Genomic DNA, 15,886 nt, shown 5'->3' with positions numbered 1-15,886 from the left:
ATTGCATAAAATTTCAGGTAAAAACGCAATGTTATGATAGCATGATCAACAGTATTTTCAGTGATGGATGGCACTATGCAGGGCATCAGCGGCATTATCTATATTATTTTAGTGGCATGTTTGCTGCCATACGCATTTACCGTAATTGCAAAGTTTACAGGTGGTTTTCAGCCTGCCGATAATCAAAACCCGAGAGCTTTTTTTGCCAAAACAACTGGTTTGGCTGCTCGTGCAAATGCCGTACAACAAAATAGTTTTGAAAGCTTACCTTTATTCTTAACGGCTATTTTAATGGCTGAATATATGGTCGTTCCAGAATATTTTATTCTGAGATTAGGTTGGGCATATATTATTTTAAGAGTTATTTATGGGATCTGTTATTTAAGTAACTGGGCAACTTTACGTTCGATTGTCTGGTTCTTATCTATATTGTGCCCAATCTTCTTATTAGTGGTCACGATTAAACTGACTTGAGTGTCATTCTGTCATCATTCATATCAACTTTCGCGTGTGCGCATTGTATAATCGGCATCATTTTGATGATATCCACGCTATAATCGAGTGGATTTTACATCTGACTTCATAACGAAAGAGTATTGATATGAGTTACAGCAATATCCCAGCAGGTAAAGATGCCCCAAATGACATCTATGTCATCATTGAAATTCCTGCAAATGCAGCACCAATTAAATATGAAATCGACAAAGATTCTGATGCATTGTTTGTAGACCGTTTCATGGGTACAGCAATGTTCTATCCAGCGAACTATGGTTATGTTCCAAATACTTTGTCTGAAGATGGTGACCCGTTAGACGTACTTGTTGTAACTCCACATCCTGTTGCTGCTGGTTCAGTCATTCGTTGCCGTCCAGTGGGCAAATTAAAAATGGAAGATGATGGTGGTATCGATGCGAAATTAATCGCTGTTCCACACGAGAAATTGTCTCCATTGTATAAAGACGTTAAGGAATATACAGATCTTCCTCCGTTATTAATTAGCCAAATTGAGCATTTCTTCAGTCACTATAAAGATTTAGAACCAGGTAAGTGGGTAAAAATCAGTGGTTGGGAAGGTGCTGACGTTGCTAAAGCTGAAGTATTAAAAGCAATTGAAGCTGCTAAATAAGCTTTAATTGATAGGGCTCAGAATGCCTCAATTGATATTCTGAGCTTAATAAAAAAACCTACATCTGTTGCCAGACGTAGGTTTTTTTATACTTGATAAATTTGTGAATTAGAATAATTTCACAGGAATATCAAGGAAGATACGCCATTCATTGGTGTCACCAATGTAAGCACCTTGATATGAATCGCTTGCACGATAGTAAGAGTTACGAATACGAAGGCTTGCATCTTTAGCAAAACCGCTTTGAACAGTGTATTTCACTTGGTTAAAGAACTCACGTTCCTGAGCACTGTCAGTTACATTTCTAACTTTGATGTCCCAACCGTATACAAATGCAGTCGTCCAGTTTAAACCAGGTAATACACCTAACTTACCAAAATCAACGTTGTATTGAATTTGTGCTGATTTTTCATCGTTACCGATGAAGTCAGACAAATAAGAGTTCGGTAAATAGATACTTTGGCCACCGTCAGCATTACCACCGTAATCATAACCAACATTACCACTGTTTTGTTGGTATGCTAACATCACACTATGTGGACCAGTTGCATAAGTACCTGAAATTGCCCAAATGTTATTAGACTTTTCTTCACCTGCTATACCAGTTTTACCATAATCTGGTGCTACTGCTCCAGTAGCTGAGTAGGTATTCGCATTCGCATCGAATTTAGTGTGGTAGCCACTAAAATCGTAAGTTAATGAACTGTCATTCGCCAAAGGCTGTTTATAGTTTACATTTACATAATGGCGTTCAAGAGCATTTTTACTGTCTAGACCAAAGTAAGATGCATTCAAGTTATCATCAAATTTATATTTAGCACCCCAAACAATTGCACGGTCAAGATGACGACCATCTGTATTCACCTGATCAGAATACTGATCTTTAGTAAATTTACCAGCAATCACTTCTAAATTTTTAATTTCATGACTAGTTAACAAAGTACCCGTGAAATATTCAGGTACCAAACGTGCTGTGTTACTTGCTAGAACTGGTAAATCAAGTACTTGAGTACCGTAACGTACTGTTGTATTTGAGAAACGTGCTTTAACATTAGCACCACCACGTGCCCAGTGATCATAAGAATCACCAGCACCTTTTGTTGGTACGCCATCATCATTGAGACCAGTTTCACGTGGAATCATGTTATTGCCAGCGTTTTTGTTTGCGCCGATTTTAAATGAACCATCGCCCACAACACCTACACCGAAACCGACAATACCAGGAGTAAAGCCAGAATCAATATTTACGATTGCTGTTTGAGCAAATGAACTGGTATCATCCACGCCATTTTTTTTGTCACGGCTGATGTAACCTGTACGGAAGAGAATAGAACCGTTCGCATCTTCAACAAATCCTTTTGCCTCGCTTTGCTCGCTTGCCTGAGCTGAGGAAATTATTGCCGCAGAAATGAGAACTGCTAATGTAAGTTTTTGTGCATTTAGCATATTTAAAGAACCTCATAAAAACGATAAATCCTGTGCCTTGTTATTGTTCAGGGCCTAGGATTTCAATCAATTGTATAAGTAATCTATAAAAAAGATATATTTTTGTTGATTTTATTTTATATATGCTATGCAGAAATTGATTAATGTGCTACTGCTTGTTGACTAAATTTACTATTAAGCTTTTATACTTAATGTATTGTTTAAAATAAAAAAAGTAATTTATTTTTTAGTGTATTTTTACCATTTATTTTATATTCCAAGCTCAAAAATTAGTTGATTCTTCTGTTTGTTTTTTGATCTTTTTTGATGGATATGTTTACTTTTTAATCTTCTCTTGAGTTGATTTTTTCGACAATTTATTTTTAATGTTTTTTGAAATGTTACTTTATAACATTATTTTTAAGAGTAATGTGCAAAAATAGATCACTATAGAAAACCAATAGAATTTAGTTTAACTGGTCAAACTTAGTGCAATATTCTGCGTAAATTTTGTGCATCACTTTTTTCGTTCATATGGCTACTTAAAAAAGACCCAAAATAGTTCATAAGTTTTAAAACGAGAAAAATAAAAAAATCTCATTAAAAGAAATGCCCATTCACAGACCAATAAAAGCCAGCTTTAAGAAATTTACGTAATTTTTATATCTCTTATTTAAGCTTAGATAGAAATTTTACATGGAGTAAATGGATACTGCTGATGTCGCTCATTTATTTCCGACAAGGTGTTTACTCATGTTGATTTCTTCGCAATGGCTGAAATTATTTTTTTATAATATTGTTTTTTATAGATATATATTTATAAGAAACAAGCAGGGGTTTCATTGTAAAACAAGTTTGATCTCAAAATTAATGAAGTGCGTTGATAGCAAATATGGAATTGGCACAGCAATTGCTAAAGCTTAAGTAACACAATGTGTTTTATATACATAAATCGTGCATTCATTATGGGGGAGATCAGAATGATGAAATTTGCACTTAAGGCCTTAGGCCTTGGTATCTTTGCAGCAGGTTCAACCATGGCTATGGCTGAAGATGCACCATCTTTTTATGGCATCACCGCAACAGGGAGCGTCGCAGCAACCACAGACTACCGCTTCCGCGGAGTTACCCAATCATCAAATAACCCTGCAATTCAAGGTGGTTTTACTTTTTCTCATAAGTCTGGTGCTTATTTATCACTTTGGGGTTCAAGTGTTGATTTTGGAGTAACAGGCAACTCAACAGAAACTGATGTCGCTTTGGGTTATACCAATACTTTGAAATTAACGGATACGCTTGCGCCTACTTATGATGTCGGTGTAATTCATTATGGCTATATTGGTTCGGGCCATAGTTTTGACCGTAATGGCATTGGTTATGATGGTAAAAATGGATTAGATTTTAATGAGGTTTACGGTAAATTAACTTTTGCTGATTCTTTATTTAAAGGGGATGCACTTAGCGTAGGTGTGAACTATTCAGATGATTACTGGGCTCATTCTAAGCAGTTCTGGTATTTTAATGTCGGTTATTCAGCGCCAATCGCAGATACAGGTTTTACAGGCCTTGCTTCAGTTGGCTATAACAAATTCAAAAATAAAGATGCTTTAGCCGTAGTTGCTGGTGGTCCAGGTAAAGACGATAGCTATATCGATTATAAAGTCGGCGTAAACTATAACATTTTGGGTATTGTTGCTGAGCTAGATGTAGTTGGTACAGACATTAGTACTTCTGGCATGACTGATGCTCAGAAAAAACCTTACGACACAGGTCTAGTGTTTAGTTTAACTAAAACATTCTAAGTTTATGCTGTAAAAAAGCGGGTTTATTGACCCGCTTTTTTATTAGTTTTCTATTTCAGAAAGTAGCTGTTTTAACTGGTTAAGCTCAATATCCGCAGCTTTAGACAGTGGCTTACGTGGTGAACCCGCAGCAACACCTTTTAACTGTAAACCTGCTTTAATCGTTTTGGGTAAACCACCAGTTACGATAAAGCGTAGTAGAGGAAGTTGTTGATAAAATGATTTTTGGGCTTGTTCTAATTCACCATTTTTTACATGTTCGATAAGTTGTTGAGGTTGTTGACCTAACAGATTTGGTGCTGCTGTACACCAACCACTTGCTCCAGCACATAAAGCTTCTAAAGCTAGAGGGTTGCAGCCGTTATAAAATGGGAGTTCTCCTTTTGAGAGTTCTTGAATTTTATGCATACGTTGAATGTCACCACTGCTTTCTTTCACCATCGTAATATTTGCAATGTTGTTAAACATACGCACAATTAATTCTGGAGATATATCAACACCACTCGTTGCAGGGTTGTTATACACCATAATTGGCAAAGTCGTTTCTTGTGCAATCGCTTGATAATATTCAAAAATTTCTTGATCTGTGAGCTTCCAGTACGATACAGGAATCACCATAAGTGCATCTGCACCATAGCTTTGTGCGATTTGCGCCTTTTTGATGGCTTGATCGGTCGTGAGTTCTGAAATCCCAATAATGACAGGTAAGCGTTTATTAATGCTTTCAATTGAAGTCTTAGCGACTAAACACCACTCATCCCATTCAAGATAAGCGCTTTCACCTGTACTGCCTAGAGGTGCAATTGCATCGCAACCGTTTTCAATAAGCAAATCCAGCATTTGCTTTAGAACAGGAAGGTTAATGGTATTGTCATCAGAAAATGGGGTAACCGGGTAGCCAATAATGCCGTTTAGTTTCATGGTCGAAATCTCTTTTTAAATACAGTCAGAATGCTTTTTCAAAGCTTTACGTGCGTAGTAAGCAAAGTTCACTTTGTTACGTTTATCGGTAGATACCCAGTCATGAGCTTCTGTTGCTAAATCGTGTGGGATCGGCTGAATCTGCCCGGCAGACATGGCTAGTAGTTGCAGTTGAGCTGCACGTTCAATTAAAAGAGCCAAGTTACATGCTTCTTCAATGGTTTTTCCTGTGACCAGTTGACCATGGTGAGACAACAAAACAGCGCGGTTTTTACCCAGAGCAGAAGAAATCAAAATGCCTTCTTCATTGCCAACAGGGACACCTGGCCAATGGCCTATAAATGAGCAATCTTCGTAAAGTGCACAGACATCCATTTGTGAAATCATGAGTGGAATTTGAAGCATCGACAATGCAGCTACATGAGTCGGATGCGTATGGATAATGCAGTTCACCTCTGGGTGTTCTTTATAAATCCACGTGTGAAAACGGTTGGCTGGGTTTGCCATACCTTCTTGATTGATAGGTTCTAAGTCTTGATTCACCTCAAGCAAGTTTGAGGCAGTAATTTCATCAAAACCTAAACCAAAACGTTGGGTAATAAAGGATTCTTTATTTTCACTACGACATGTAATTTGGCCTGCTAAACCAGCATCATGGCCATGATCAAATAAAATACGACAAGTGAGTGCAAGCTTTTGACGATCAGTTAAGTCTGAGTCGCTAATCCACTTTTGCATGTCTTGCTGTGCGTGTTGCATGAGATCTTGTTTGTTTACAGAAGCAGTCTTCATCTCTTCTCCAGTCCAGTTGACCAAATTAAGTAGGTGAAGGCAGAATAGAAAACAACTGGATGAATCAATACATCCAGTTTTTATAAGTTATATGGTCCAGATGGGGCAAATATGCTAAGACCTTGGCAAGTACATTTTCGTATCGATGAAAGAGAAGAAAAAACAGTTTTTTTAAAGCTTACTAACTTGATTAGTCAGGAAGTTTTAAGTGGCCGTTTGGCGCAAGGGACTATGCTGCCGGGGTCTCGTAGCCTATCAAAAGAATTAGGAATTAATCGGAAAACGGTACAAGCGGTCTATGAAGAATTAGAAGCACAAGGATGGCTGGTGACTCGCCCCCGAAAAGGCACATTTGTGGCAGATGTTTTGCCAGAGAAACAACTCAAAATAGAGTCAATATCTGAGCGAAAAGTTAATGAGAAGCCAATTATTCAAAAAGTTGGTTTATATCCACATAACGATGGTGTGCCAGATCCACGGCTTATTCCCTACGAACTATTTTCACGCGCCTATCGGCATGCACTGATTAAGATTACTCAAAACCAGTACATGGGATATGGTGACCCACGAGGTATGATTGAGTTAAGACAAGCCTTACAACAAATGTTGTCAATGGAACGTTTTATGAATGTTGCCGCAGATGAGATTTGTATTGTACGGGGTAGCCAGATGGGAATTTTTCTTGCATCTCGTGCATTACCTAATAGGCAGGGTGTTATCGTTGTTGAAGAGCTTTACTATCCATCTGCTTTTAAAGCGTTCCAATCAAATGGTTTTCAGGTCGTTTCTGTCAAATTAGATGAACAAGGTATTGTCATTGAAGATTTAGAACGGATTTTAAAAGAACATTCGGTTGCTGCTATTTATACAACTCCGCATCATCAATATCCCACAACTGTCACTATGCCAATGAATCGCCGTCTTCAACTCTTAGAGCTTTCAAAAAAATGGGGCTTTTATATTATTGAAGATGACTATGACCATGAATTCCATTATGACAGTCGGCCTATGCCACCCTTAGCGAGTTTGCCTCATTCTGAATTAGTCATTCATGTTGGCTCATTGTCTAAAGTTTTTGCACCCGGGATCCGTTTAGGCTACATCGTGGCATCGCCATCAATTATTCAATCGATTACTGAAGATATTTTACTGATTGATCGTCAAGGTAATAATATTACTGAACTTGCTTTAGCAGATTTAATGCAAAGGGGTGAAATTAAAAGACACATCCGTAAAATGAAAAAAATATATCAACTACGCCGAGACCATGCGTTAGCTGAGTTTAAAAGAATTTTTGTAGAACGTATTCATATACAACCACCCGCGGGTGGAATGGCGTTATGGGTGAAATTCCAGAAACCATTTACTCAAGATCAGCTTTTAAAATTAAAAGAACTTAACATTGATACAGAGCATAAGTTTAAACAAAACGAGTTTTCTAATCGTTGTATTCGTTTGGGTTTTGCCGCTTTATCAGAGAAAGAAATTACTTCTCTAATCGAGACCTTAGATAAGGTTCTTAATGAAAGAACAGCGGACTCATTATCCGCTGTTTCATTTTAAGAAAGTTCACTCTAATTGGTCTTTATATGTTTGAATCTCTGAGACAAAGCTAAGCAGGAACGGCGTGATTTGTGACTTATATTCTTCATTATGTAGCATTTCAAAAATTTGTTCGGGAGATTTACTGAGAAGAGAGAAGCGTAAAAATAAATCTTCAAAAAAGTTGCTGCTCACTGTCGAAAGTACTCTTCTTAAAGAAACTAGCATGTCGTCACCGCGACTAGATGCATGAACTAGAACAATGGGCTTGTCTATGATTTCGGTACGGGAAACCATCCAATCAATTGCATTTTTAAGACCGCCCGGAATACAACGAATATATTCAGGACTTGAAATAATAATTCCATCTGCATCAGAAACAGATTTGATGAAATCTTCCACTATGGAAGGTGTTTTTTCGCCCTCATCATCTGGAGAAAAGACAGGAAAACTATTAATTTGATCGAAAACTGAAAACTCAATACTGGACGGTGCGATATCTTTCATCGCTCGTAATAGCGCGGTATTTGTAGATGCTTTTCTTGCACTACCCGAGATAGCCAAAATTTTCATAGCGTCCTCTTTTTTGCCTTTTTATATAGGCTTTAACAAATTCTCTAATGAACAACTCATATACATATTAAAAAAGCGGATACACGATCCGCTGTTGTACCTTAAGAATGATTGCCTCGATAGGAGAGTGCTTCTGTGAGATGAGGACTTTGGATCATCTCGCTTTGAGCCAAATCTGCAATGGTTCGTGCTACTCGTAAAACACGGTGATAAGCACGAGCCGATAGATTTAAACGTTGCTGTGCCATTTCAATCATTCGCTGTGAAGTACTATCAAGTACTGCATATTGCTCAAGTTGCTTCGGTGAAAGCGCTTGATTTAAACAATTTTGTCTTTGCATTTGTTGTTCATAAGCAGAAATCACGCGCTGTCTTACAGCCGTAGAGCCTTCAACAGGCGTTGGATCTTGCAATTCCTGAGCTTTTAAAGGCGGTACATCAATATGTAAATCGATACGGTCAAGTAGCGGGCCCGATATACGGTTTTGATAGCGCTTAATGCTCTCAGGTGAACATTGGCAACGGCTGTCTTGATTAAATGCATAACCACATGGGCAGGGGTTCATCGCAGCAATGAGCTGAAAGTTAGCTGGATACGTAATTTGCCGAGCTGCTCGTGAAATAATTATTTCTTTTGACTCAAGTGGCTGACGTAAAACTTCTAGCACCTTTCTATCAAACTCTGGAAGTTCATCTAAAAAGAGCACACCTAAGTGAGATAGGGTAATTTCACCCGGTTTAGGATGAGATCCGCCCCCAACCAGTGCAATTGCTGATGCCGTATGGTGGGGCGAACGAAAAGGACGCTGACCAAACGTATGTGGTGTATTTGAAATCGAATAAATACTCGCAACTTCAAGTGTTTCTTGATTAGAAAGAGGTGGCAAAATTGAAGGAAGACGCGAAGCGAGTAAAGTCTTACCTGTGCCCGGTGGTCCTTTAAAGAGCAGAGAATGTCCCCCGGCGGCGGCTATTTCTAGTGCTCGACGTGGGCGTAGCTGACCTTTTACATCTGCCAAATCAAATTTATAAGGCATTTGATTTGATGTTGTTGAAGGTTCAATCGAAGATAGAGATTTCATGCCCAAAAAATGTTCACAGACTTCTTTTAAATGGCTCACCGGATAACACTCAAGGTCCGGTAAATGGTTAATATCTTGACTATTATCGAGAGGTAAAAGCATTTTATGCTTGGCCTGTTGACAGGCCATTGCCAAAGTTAAAGTACCTGACACTGGTCTTACATGCCCATCCAGCGCTAACTCACCAATTAATTCAAAATCTTCGGCACAGTTTTCAGGAAGCTGACCAGAAGCAATTAAAATGCCTACAGCAATTGGTAAATCCAGACGTGACCCATCTTTGGGCAAATCTGCTGGTGCAAGATTAATGGTCAGCCGTTTAGTTGGAAATTGAAATCCACTATTAATAATGGCTGAGCGAACTCGGTCTTTACTTTCTCTGACTGCCGCTTCTGCTAGTCCGACAATGGTAAGAGAAGGTAAGCCTTGACTTACATGTACCTCAACTTCAATCAGAGGTGCATGTAAACCCAAAAGTCCCCGTGTATAAATTTTAGAAAAAGACATCTTATTGTTCCATTATGGTGCTTCATTTTTAATCGTTGTAAAGTATAAGTGCGCTACGTTGGTGCTTATTTTTTATTCTTTAAAGTTTCTTCTAACAGACTTACTTGTTTTTGTAGCTCTTCTAAACGTTGAGTGGCCGAGTAAAGTGCAGTCTTTTGACGGTCAATCTCTTGTTTGGAAACAAGATCCAACTTTTCGACTGCTTCATTTAATAAAGCACGTAAATTTTTTTCCAAATCTTTTTTAGGCTCATCAATTTGTTCCAAAATGGCCTGTAATAATGTTTCTAGCATGAGATATCCAAAGTGTTGTATTACCTTATGGTTTATAGTTTAACACTGCTTGAACGTGGGATATAGGTTTCAATTCTTTTAGTATAAATAGAACATTAAATCAGCACTCAACGATACTGAAAATTCATTTTATTTTTAATAGCTCATCTACATCTTGATCACTAAATAGGTTATAAAGAAAGTTCATGCAATAGATTCATTTCCCTCAACCTTTGAAATATTGGCATGAAAATTGAACATAAAACCTTACTGGTGAAAAGAAGCCGAAGGAAACAAACATGAAGCTTGTAACTGCAATTGTAAAACCGTTTAAATTGGATGATGTGCGTGAAGCGCTCTCTGACATTGGTGTACAAGGGATTACCGTAACTGAAGTTAAAGGTTTTGGTCGTCAAAAAGGACACACAGAACTCTACCGTGGCGCAGAGTATGTGGTTGATTTCTTACCTAAAGTAAAAATCGAAATTGCGATTAGTGATGAAATGGTTGACGCGGTAATTGAATCAATTACTCGTGTAGCAAGCACTGGAAAAATCGGCGATGGTAAGATTTTTGTGACTAACCTGGAACAAGTTATCCGTATCCGTACGGGTGAAACTGGACCAGATGCTGTCTAATTGGCACAAAGCTTGCTGAGTAGAAAATAACTCGCAAATGAGGTTGGGGGACACGAATGAAAAAAATGCTTATGGCGCTGAGTCTATCAGGCGCTCTTTTGGGTGGTACTGCCGTTTGGGCAGAAGATGCTGTAACAACGCCTACATCGGAAGTTGCGGCTACATCAACATCTCCAGCTACTGCAACCACTGCAGAAGCACCAGTTGCTGAAACTCCAGTAGCTCCAGCACCAACACCAAAACTTGATACAGGCGATACATCTTGGATTTTAGTTTCAACAGCTTTGGTTCTATTAATGACCATTCCTGGTTTGGCACTATTCTACGGCGGTATGGTACGTAAGAAAAATGTATTAAGTACTATGATGTTCAGCCTTTCCGCTGCAATTTTAGTAAGTTTGCTGTGGGTGATTGCAGGGTATTCAATCGCGTTCTCTGGCACAGGTGCATTTTTTGGTGATTTGTCTAAAGCAATGCTCAACGGAGTCGCGTTTGATGCATTGAGCGGGACAATTCCTGAAAGTCTCTTTGTTATTTTCCAAATGACTTTTGCCATTATTACAGTTGCAATCCTTAGTGGTTCTATTGCAGACCGTATGAAATATTCAGCTTTCATGGCATTCATTGCAATTTGGGTACTTGTTGTTTATGCACCAATTACTCACTGGGTTTGGGCAACAGATGGCTGGTTATTTAAAGCAGGCGCATTAGATTTTGCTGGTGGTACAGTTGTACACATCAACTCAGGTGTTGCAGGTCTCGTTGCTGCTTACATGCTTGGAAAACGTATTGGCCTTGGCCGTGAATCTATGGCTCCTCATAATCTGACTCTAACAGTTGTTGGTGCAAGCTTACTTTGGGTGGGTTGGTTCGGCTTCAACGGTGGTAGTGCATTAGGCGCGGGTGCTCGTGCAAGTATGGCAATTTTAGTGACTCAAGTTGCTGCTGCCGCTGCTGCATTCTCTTGGTTGGTTGTTGAACGTATGATCCGTGGCAAAGCATCTGTATTAGGTGGTGCTTCTGGTGCGGTAGCTGGTTTGGTTGTGATTACACCAGCAGCAGGTTTTGTCGGTGTAGGCGGTGCTTTAGTCATGGGCCTTATCGGTGGCGTAGTGTGCTTCTGGGGTATTACTGCACTTAAACGCTTACTTAAAGCCGACGATGCTTTGGATGCGTTTGGTTTACATGCAGTAGGTGGTATTGTCGGTGCGATTTTAACTGGCGTATTCTACAGTGACGAAATTATTAAAGCAGCTAACGTTACCTTAGCTCCAACATTCGCTGGCCAATTATGGGTACAAGTTGAAGGCGTATTGGCAACCATGGTTTACAGTGGTATCGCGACTTTCGTTATTCTTAAAGTGATTGATCTTGTGATTGGTATCCGTGTGAACGCTGATGATGAGCGCATGGGTCTGGATTTAAGCCAACATGGCGAACGTATTGAATAATCATCATTAATATATCTGCTGTCTTAAAAGAACAGTCTTGCGCTGTGATCAAAGCGATACTTTGATCTTGCTCAGGGCTGTTTTTTTGTCTTATAGAATGCTGGTTCTGTAAGTGTAGAAATTTTGCTACACTAGGTCAAAGTAATCGACCCTATAAATCCGCTATGCATTGTCCATTTTGCAACGCCGCAGATAGTAAAGTCATCGATTCACGTTTAGCCGCCGAAGGCTGTCAGATTCGTCGACGTCGTGAGTGTGTAAGTTGCGGTGAACGTTTTACCACTTTTGAAAGCTATGAAGTGGTAATGCCCCGTGTGATCAAATCGAATGGAAAAAATGAACCTTTCGATGAGGCCAAATTACGTCGTTCGTTAATGCATGCTTTGCAAAAACGTCCGGTCACACAAGAGCAGATCGAAACAGTTTTAAGTGATATTCAGTTGCAGATTCGCCGTTTAGGTGAACGTGACGTAAAATCTAGAACAATTGGTGAAATCGTCATGCAATCTCTATTTGCCCTTGACCATGTCGCTTATGTCCGATTTGCTTCTGTATATCAAGATTTTCAGGATGTTGAGGCGTTTCGTCGTCAAATTGAGCAAATGCAACAACGTGAACAATAACTATTTGAGATTTTTATGTCTGAGTTGAAAAAAGATCAATATTGGATGCAGCAAGCTATTGAACTTGCCAAACGAGGTCTATATTCGACTAAGCCTAATCCAAATGTTGGTTGTGTCATTGTCAAAGATGATCAGTTAATTGGTGAAGGCTTCCATCCTAAAGCGGGTCAACCACACGCAGAGGTATTTGCTTTACGTCAGGCAGCTGAACAAGCACAAGGTGCAACAGCCTATGTCACGCTTGAGCCATGTGCGCATTATGGGCGAACGCCTCCTTGTGCTGAAGCACTGGTTAAAGCACAGGTTAAAAGAGTAGTTGTGGCATGCCCTGATCCAAATCCGCTTGTTGCGGGGAAGGGTGTTCAGATTTTGAAAAATGCCGGAATTGAAGTAGATGTTGGCATTTGTGAAGATTTAGCAGAGAAATTAAATCAAGGTTTCTTAAAGGCGATGTCTACAGGCATGCCTTATGTACGCTTAAAAGTAGCTTCAAGTCTAGATGGACGTACGGCAATGACATCTGGTGAATCGAAGTGGATTACCGGTGCAGTTGCACGTCAGGATGTCCAGCATTGGCGTGCTATTTCAGGAGCAGTGATTACAGGTATTGAAACTGTGATTGCAGATGATTGTCAGCTTAATGTGCGTTCACTCGGTCATGTTGATATTGAGACAGTTGCTCAACCAAAACGGGTTGTTTTAGATCGTCAAGGGCGTTTGCCACTTAACGCTAAAATTTTAGAAAACCCTGAAACTGTGCTGGTCATGGGACCATATCGCGAAGAACTTGCCGATTTAGGCGTGATACAATTAGAAATTCAGCCTTTAAAAATGCTGTTACAGACCCTATCTAAGCAACATCAAATTTATGATGTATTGGTGGAAGCCGGTGCGACATTATCTACTGCCTTTTTACAAGAAGGTTTGGTAGATGAGTTGATCAGTTATATTGCCCCAACATTTTTGGGGAAAAGTGCAAGAGCCATGTTCAATGCAGAGTTTGAATATATGGCACAACAACTTCGTTTTACACTTCTTGATGTGACACAACTTGATCAAGATATACGCTTAAGGTTAATCCCTACGCAAGAGAAAGTATGAATTCAGAGCCTTCGGTTTATCACAAACGTCGTCATGCGGCCCGTACGACAGACGAATATCTTTTCCATCAGCTTGTTCCTTACCTAGGTAACAAGCGCCGATTGCTCCATCTAATTTTAGAAGCCCTTGAAATTACAGGGACACTGAATAGCAAGAAAAAGAATCCTCCGATTTTTGCCGATTTCTTTGCCGGCAGTGGTGTCGTGTCTCGTTTAGCACGTCAAAATGGTTACCGTGTCATTGCAAATGACTGGGAGCCTTATAGCCATGCTTTAAATCATGCGATTTTAGCTTGTACCGATGCACCTGCATTTAAAGAGCTAGGTGGCTATCAGAAGGCAATTGACTATTTAAATCGCTTACCTGAAGTTAAAGGTTGGGTAACGCATAACCTTTGCCCCCGTAACGATGATGTATACGATCCAACTCGTGACCGTTTATTCTTTAAACGCCGTAATGGTATGCGTATTGATGCGATTCGCCAGCAGATTGCAACATGGCAGGCACAAGGTGCAATTAATGATGTAGAAATGAGTGCTTTGCTTGCACCATTACTCTATTCAGCAAGTTTTGTGAGTAACACCAGTGGTGTATTTAAAAGCTTTCACCAAGGGTGGGGCGGACGTACACAAACTGCATTAGAACGAATTGAGTCATTGCTTTGGTTAACACCAAGCCGTTTTTGCGAGATTGGTGACCGTAAGCGTCCTGCTGCTGAAATGTGGTGTGTAGATTCACAGCATCTAGCAAATCAAATGAGTGGTTTTGAAGTCGATGTTGCCTATCTTGATCCACCATATAACCAGCATGCATACAGCAGTAATTACCATGTTTTGAATGCATTAACTTTATGGGATCAGGTTGATTTACCTTCACCAGATACTAAAGGTTATAAGAGTGGAATTGATAGAGCTTGGCGTAAAGAGCGTCCAAGTCCATATAACTCTTCTAAATATGCGAAAGATGCGTATGAAAAGTTACTTTCAACCATCAATGCCCGCTATATTCTGACCAGTTATTCAACTGATGGTAATATCGAGCCTAAAGATTTGCTTATGGCTAATCTGGAGCGCGGCAAAGTGACCTTGTTAACACAAGATGTTCCACGCTATCGAGTAAGTAAACAGCGACAGTCTGAACGTGCACGCGTGCTTGAGTTTATTGTAATTACTGATACTCATGCTAAGTCAGGACCACCATTACGTCAGTTATTAGGCCAGCTTTACCACTTCGCTGAGCTAGGTGGTGTAGATACCTCAGGTAATAGTACACAGCTCGCACTTTGGTAAGCGCTGCAATTTAAGCAGTGTAAAAAGATTTGGAGATTGAGCCATGTTTACAGGCATTATTGAAAGTTTAGGAAAAGTCGAAAGCCTGCAAAGCGTAGGTGGTGATGTGCGTTTACGTATTCAGACTGATCTGGATATGTCCGATGTACATTTGGGAGACTCAATTGCGACCAATGGAATCTGTCTCACCGTGATTGAATGGGGTGATAACTGGTACGCAGCGGATGTTTCTCGTGAAAGCTTGAATCGAACAACTTTAGGTAACTGGAAAGTTGGGCAACGTGTCAATGTTGAAAAGGCAATGTTACCGACAACACGCTTTGGTGGACACATTGTCAGTGGCCATGTTGATGGTGTGGGTGAAATTACTGTGGTACGTGAAGATGCTCGCTCAATCTATTATGAAGTTACAGCACCCGCAGAACTTGCTAAATATTTAGCAGAAAAAGGTTCTGTGACCGTAGATGGGATTAGCTTAACGATTAACCACTTACGTGGAAATATTTTAAGCTTAAACTTAATTCCGCATACAGCAGAGCGTACTAACATTGGAACATGGCAAGTTGGTAGTAAAGTAAACCTTGAAGTCGATGTTTTAGCGCGTTATATCGAGCGTTTATTGCTAGGTGACAAGGCTGCTGAACAAAAAACAGAATCAAATATTAGTATGGCTTTTTTAGCTGAGAATGGTTTTTTAAAATAAAAAGCTAAATCGTTAAAATAAAAAAACCGGACACTTGTT

General features: G+C 39.6%; 16 protein-coding genes. 10 read left to right on the top strand and 6 right to left on the bottom strand.

Features of this window, described 5'->3' with window-relative positions; genetic code table 11:
* Positions 1-75: 75 nt before the first annotated feature.
* Positions 76-474, top strand: a complete 399-nt coding sequence (locus ACS604_RS17390) for an MAPEG family protein (RefSeq protein ID WP_004795212.1) — start codon at positions 76-78, stop codon at positions 472-474.
* Positions 475-601: 127 nt separating this feature from the next.
* On the top strand, positions 602-1,126 hold the full coding sequence (gene ppa, locus ACS604_RS17385; RefSeq protein WP_004795210.1) for an inorganic diphosphatase: 525 nt from the start codon (positions 602-604) through the stop codon (positions 1,124-1,126).
* 108 nt (positions 1,127-1,234) lie between these two features.
* On the opposite strand, the gene ACS604_RS17380 is transcribed toward ppa, so the two are convergent.
* Entirely contained in the window at positions 1,235-2,572 is a 1,338-nt protein-coding gene (locus tag ACS604_RS17380; protein WP_443270888.1) for an OprD family outer membrane porin, read from the bottom strand.
* A gap of 959 nt (positions 2,573-3,531) precedes the next feature.
* On the opposite strand from ACS604_RS17380, the gene ACS604_RS17375 reads away from it, so the two are divergent.
* The gene (locus ACS604_RS17375) at positions 3,532-4,353 is read left to right on the top strand and encodes a TorF family putative porin (RefSeq protein WP_474772384.1); all 822 of its coding nucleotides are present in this window, start codon (positions 3,532-3,534) and stop codon (positions 4,351-4,353) included.
* A gap of 42 nt (positions 4,354-4,395) precedes the next feature.
* Here the strand turns inward: ACS604_RS17375 and ACS604_RS17370 are convergent, their stop codons facing one another.
* Positions 4,396-5,274, bottom strand: coding sequence for a dihydrodipicolinate synthase family protein (locus ACS604_RS17370; RefSeq protein ID WP_474772382.1), 879 nt, complete (start codon positions 5,272-5,274; stop codon positions 4,396-4,398).
* A gap of 15 nt (positions 5,275-5,289) precedes the next feature.
* Positions 5,290-6,066 (bottom strand): aldolase, encoded by a 777-nt coding sequence (locus ACS604_RS17365; RefSeq protein ID WP_440202928.1) that lies wholly within the window; start codon positions 6,064-6,066, stop codon positions 5,290-5,292.
* 111 nt (positions 6,067-6,177) lie between these two features.
* On the opposite strand from ACS604_RS17365, the gene pdxR reads away from it, so the two are divergent.
* Positions 6,178-7,629 carry a MocR-like pyridoxine biosynthesis transcription factor PdxR gene (pdxR, locus tag ACS604_RS17360; protein ID WP_474772381.1) on the top strand — a complete coding sequence of 484 codons (1,452 nt, stop codon included), beginning with the start codon at positions 6,178-6,180 and terminating at the stop codon, positions 7,627-7,629.
* Positions 7,630-7,635: 6 nt separating this feature from the next.
* Here the strand turns inward: pdxR and ACS604_RS17355 are convergent, their stop codons facing one another.
* The 3 genes from ACS604_RS17355 to ACS604_RS17345 all read right to left on the bottom strand — a co-directional run bounded on the left by ACS604_RS17355 (position 7,636) and on the right by ACS604_RS17345 (position 10,063).
* On the bottom strand, positions 7,636-8,181 hold the full coding sequence (locus ACS604_RS17355) for an NADPH-dependent FMN reductase (RefSeq protein WP_238612798.1): 546 nt from the start codon (positions 8,179-8,181) through the stop codon (positions 7,636-7,638).
* Between the two features lie 101 nt (positions 8,182-8,282).
* A complete protein-coding gene (locus tag ACS604_RS17350; RefSeq protein ID WP_474772380.1) occupies positions 8,283-9,770 on the bottom strand; it encodes a YifB family Mg chelatase-like AAA ATPase in 1,488 nt (495 codons plus the stop codon).
* Between the two features lie 65 nt (positions 9,771-9,835).
* The gene (locus ACS604_RS17345; protein WP_474772379.1) at positions 9,836-10,063 is read right to left on the bottom strand and encodes an accessory factor UbiK family protein; all 228 of its coding nucleotides are present in this window, start codon (positions 10,061-10,063) and stop codon (positions 9,836-9,838) included.
* 278 nt (positions 10,064-10,341) lie between these two features.
* Between ACS604_RS17345 and glnK the strand changes: the two genes are divergently transcribed.
* From glnK to ACS604_RS17315, 6 genes are all read left to right on the top strand, one after another.
* Complete coding sequence (glnK, locus tag ACS604_RS17340; protein WP_000780326.1) at positions 10,342-10,680, top strand: P-II family nitrogen regulator; 339 nt, start codon at positions 10,342-10,344, stop codon at positions 10,678-10,680.
* A gap of 56 nt (positions 10,681-10,736) precedes the next feature.
* Positions 10,737-12,131, top strand: coding sequence for an ammonium transporter (locus ACS604_RS17335; RefSeq protein WP_474772375.1), 1,395 nt, complete (start codon positions 10,737-10,739; stop codon positions 12,129-12,131).
* Positions 12,132-12,295: 164 nt separating this feature from the next.
* The gene (gene nrdR / locus ACS604_RS17330; protein ID WP_004795187.1) at positions 12,296-12,754 is read left to right on the top strand and encodes a transcriptional regulator NrdR; all 459 of its coding nucleotides are present in this window, start codon (positions 12,296-12,298) and stop codon (positions 12,752-12,754) included.
* Between the two features lie 15 nt (positions 12,755-12,769).
* Positions 12,770-13,855 carry a bifunctional diaminohydroxyphosphoribosylaminopyrimidine deaminase/5-amino-6-(5-phosphoribosylamino)uracil reductase RibD gene (ribD, locus tag ACS604_RS17325; RefSeq protein WP_474772373.1) on the top strand — a complete coding sequence of 362 codons (1,086 nt, stop codon included), beginning with the start codon at positions 12,770-12,772 and terminating at the stop codon, positions 13,853-13,855.
* Positions 13,852-15,144 carry a DNA adenine methylase gene (locus ACS604_RS17320; protein ID WP_005301611.1) on the top strand — a complete coding sequence of 431 codons (1,293 nt, stop codon included), beginning with the start codon at positions 13,852-13,854 and terminating at the stop codon, positions 15,142-15,144. The genes ribD and ACS604_RS17320 overlap by 4 nt, the downstream gene beginning before the upstream one ends.
* Positions 15,145-15,187: 43 nt before the next feature.
* On the top strand, positions 15,188-15,847 hold the full coding sequence (locus ACS604_RS17315) for a riboflavin synthase (RefSeq protein WP_005301612.1): 660 nt from the start codon (positions 15,188-15,190) through the stop codon (positions 15,845-15,847).
* Positions 15,848-15,886: the final 39 nt, after the last annotated feature.

The organism is Acinetobacter sp. Li1LvA2 (genome assembly GCF_056156705.1).
Note: the sequence above shows the minus strand (reverse complement) of the source record. Positions and strands in the feature narration are given on the sequence as shown.

Excerpts from the sequence above, each read along its gene's own strand:
- ACS604_RS17390 (WP_004795212.1), top strand. The coding sequence starts at position 76 with ATGCAGGGCATCAGCGGCATTATCTATATTATTTTAGTGGCATGTTTG.
- ppa (WP_004795210.1), top strand. The coding sequence starts at position 602 with ATGAGTTACAGCAATATCCCAGCAGGTAAAGATGCCCCAAATGACATC.
- ACS604_RS17380 (WP_443270888.1), bottom strand. The coding sequence starts at position 2,572 with ATGCTAAATGCACAAAAACTTACATTAGCAGTTCTCATTTCTGCGGCA.
- ACS604_RS17375 (WP_474772384.1), top strand. The coding sequence starts at position 3,532 with ATGATGAAATTTGCACTTAAGGCCTTAGGCCTTGGTATCTTTGCAGCA.
- ACS604_RS17370 (WP_474772382.1), bottom strand. The coding sequence starts at position 5,274 with ATGAAACTAAACGGCATTATTGGCTACCCGGTTACCCCATTTTCTGAT.
- ACS604_RS17365 (WP_440202928.1), bottom strand. The coding sequence starts at position 6,066 with ATGAAGACTGCTTCTGTAAACAAACAAGATCTCATGCAACACGCACAG.
- pdxR (WP_474772381.1), top strand. The coding sequence starts at position 6,178 with ATGCTAAGACCTTGGCAAGTACATTTTCGTATCGATGAAAGAGAAGAA.
- ACS604_RS17355 (WP_238612798.1), bottom strand. The coding sequence starts at position 8,181 with ATGAAAATTTTGGCTATCTCGGGTAGTGCAAGAAAAGCATCTACAAAT.
- ACS604_RS17350 (WP_474772380.1), bottom strand. The coding sequence starts at position 9,770 with ATGTCTTTTTCTAAAATTTATACACGGGGACTTTTGGGTTTACATGCA.
- ACS604_RS17345 (WP_474772379.1), bottom strand. The coding sequence starts at position 10,063 with ATGCTAGAAACATTATTACAGGCCATTTTGGAACAAATTGATGAGCCT.
- glnK (WP_000780326.1), top strand. The coding sequence starts at position 10,342 with ATGAAGCTTGTAACTGCAATTGTAAAACCGTTTAAATTGGATGATGTG.
- ACS604_RS17335 (WP_474772375.1), top strand. The coding sequence starts at position 10,737 with ATGAAAAAAATGCTTATGGCGCTGAGTCTATCAGGCGCTCTTTTGGGT.
- nrdR (WP_004795187.1), top strand. The coding sequence starts at position 12,296 with ATGCATTGTCCATTTTGCAACGCCGCAGATAGTAAAGTCATCGATTCA.
- ribD (WP_474772373.1), top strand. The coding sequence starts at position 12,770 with ATGTCTGAGTTGAAAAAAGATCAATATTGGATGCAGCAAGCTATTGAA.
- ACS604_RS17320 (WP_005301611.1), top strand. The coding sequence starts at position 13,852 with ATGAATTCAGAGCCTTCGGTTTATCACAAACGTCGTCATGCGGCCCGT.
- ACS604_RS17315 (WP_005301612.1), top strand. The coding sequence starts at position 15,188 with ATGTTTACAGGCATTATTGAAAGTTTAGGAAAAGTCGAAAGCCTGCAA.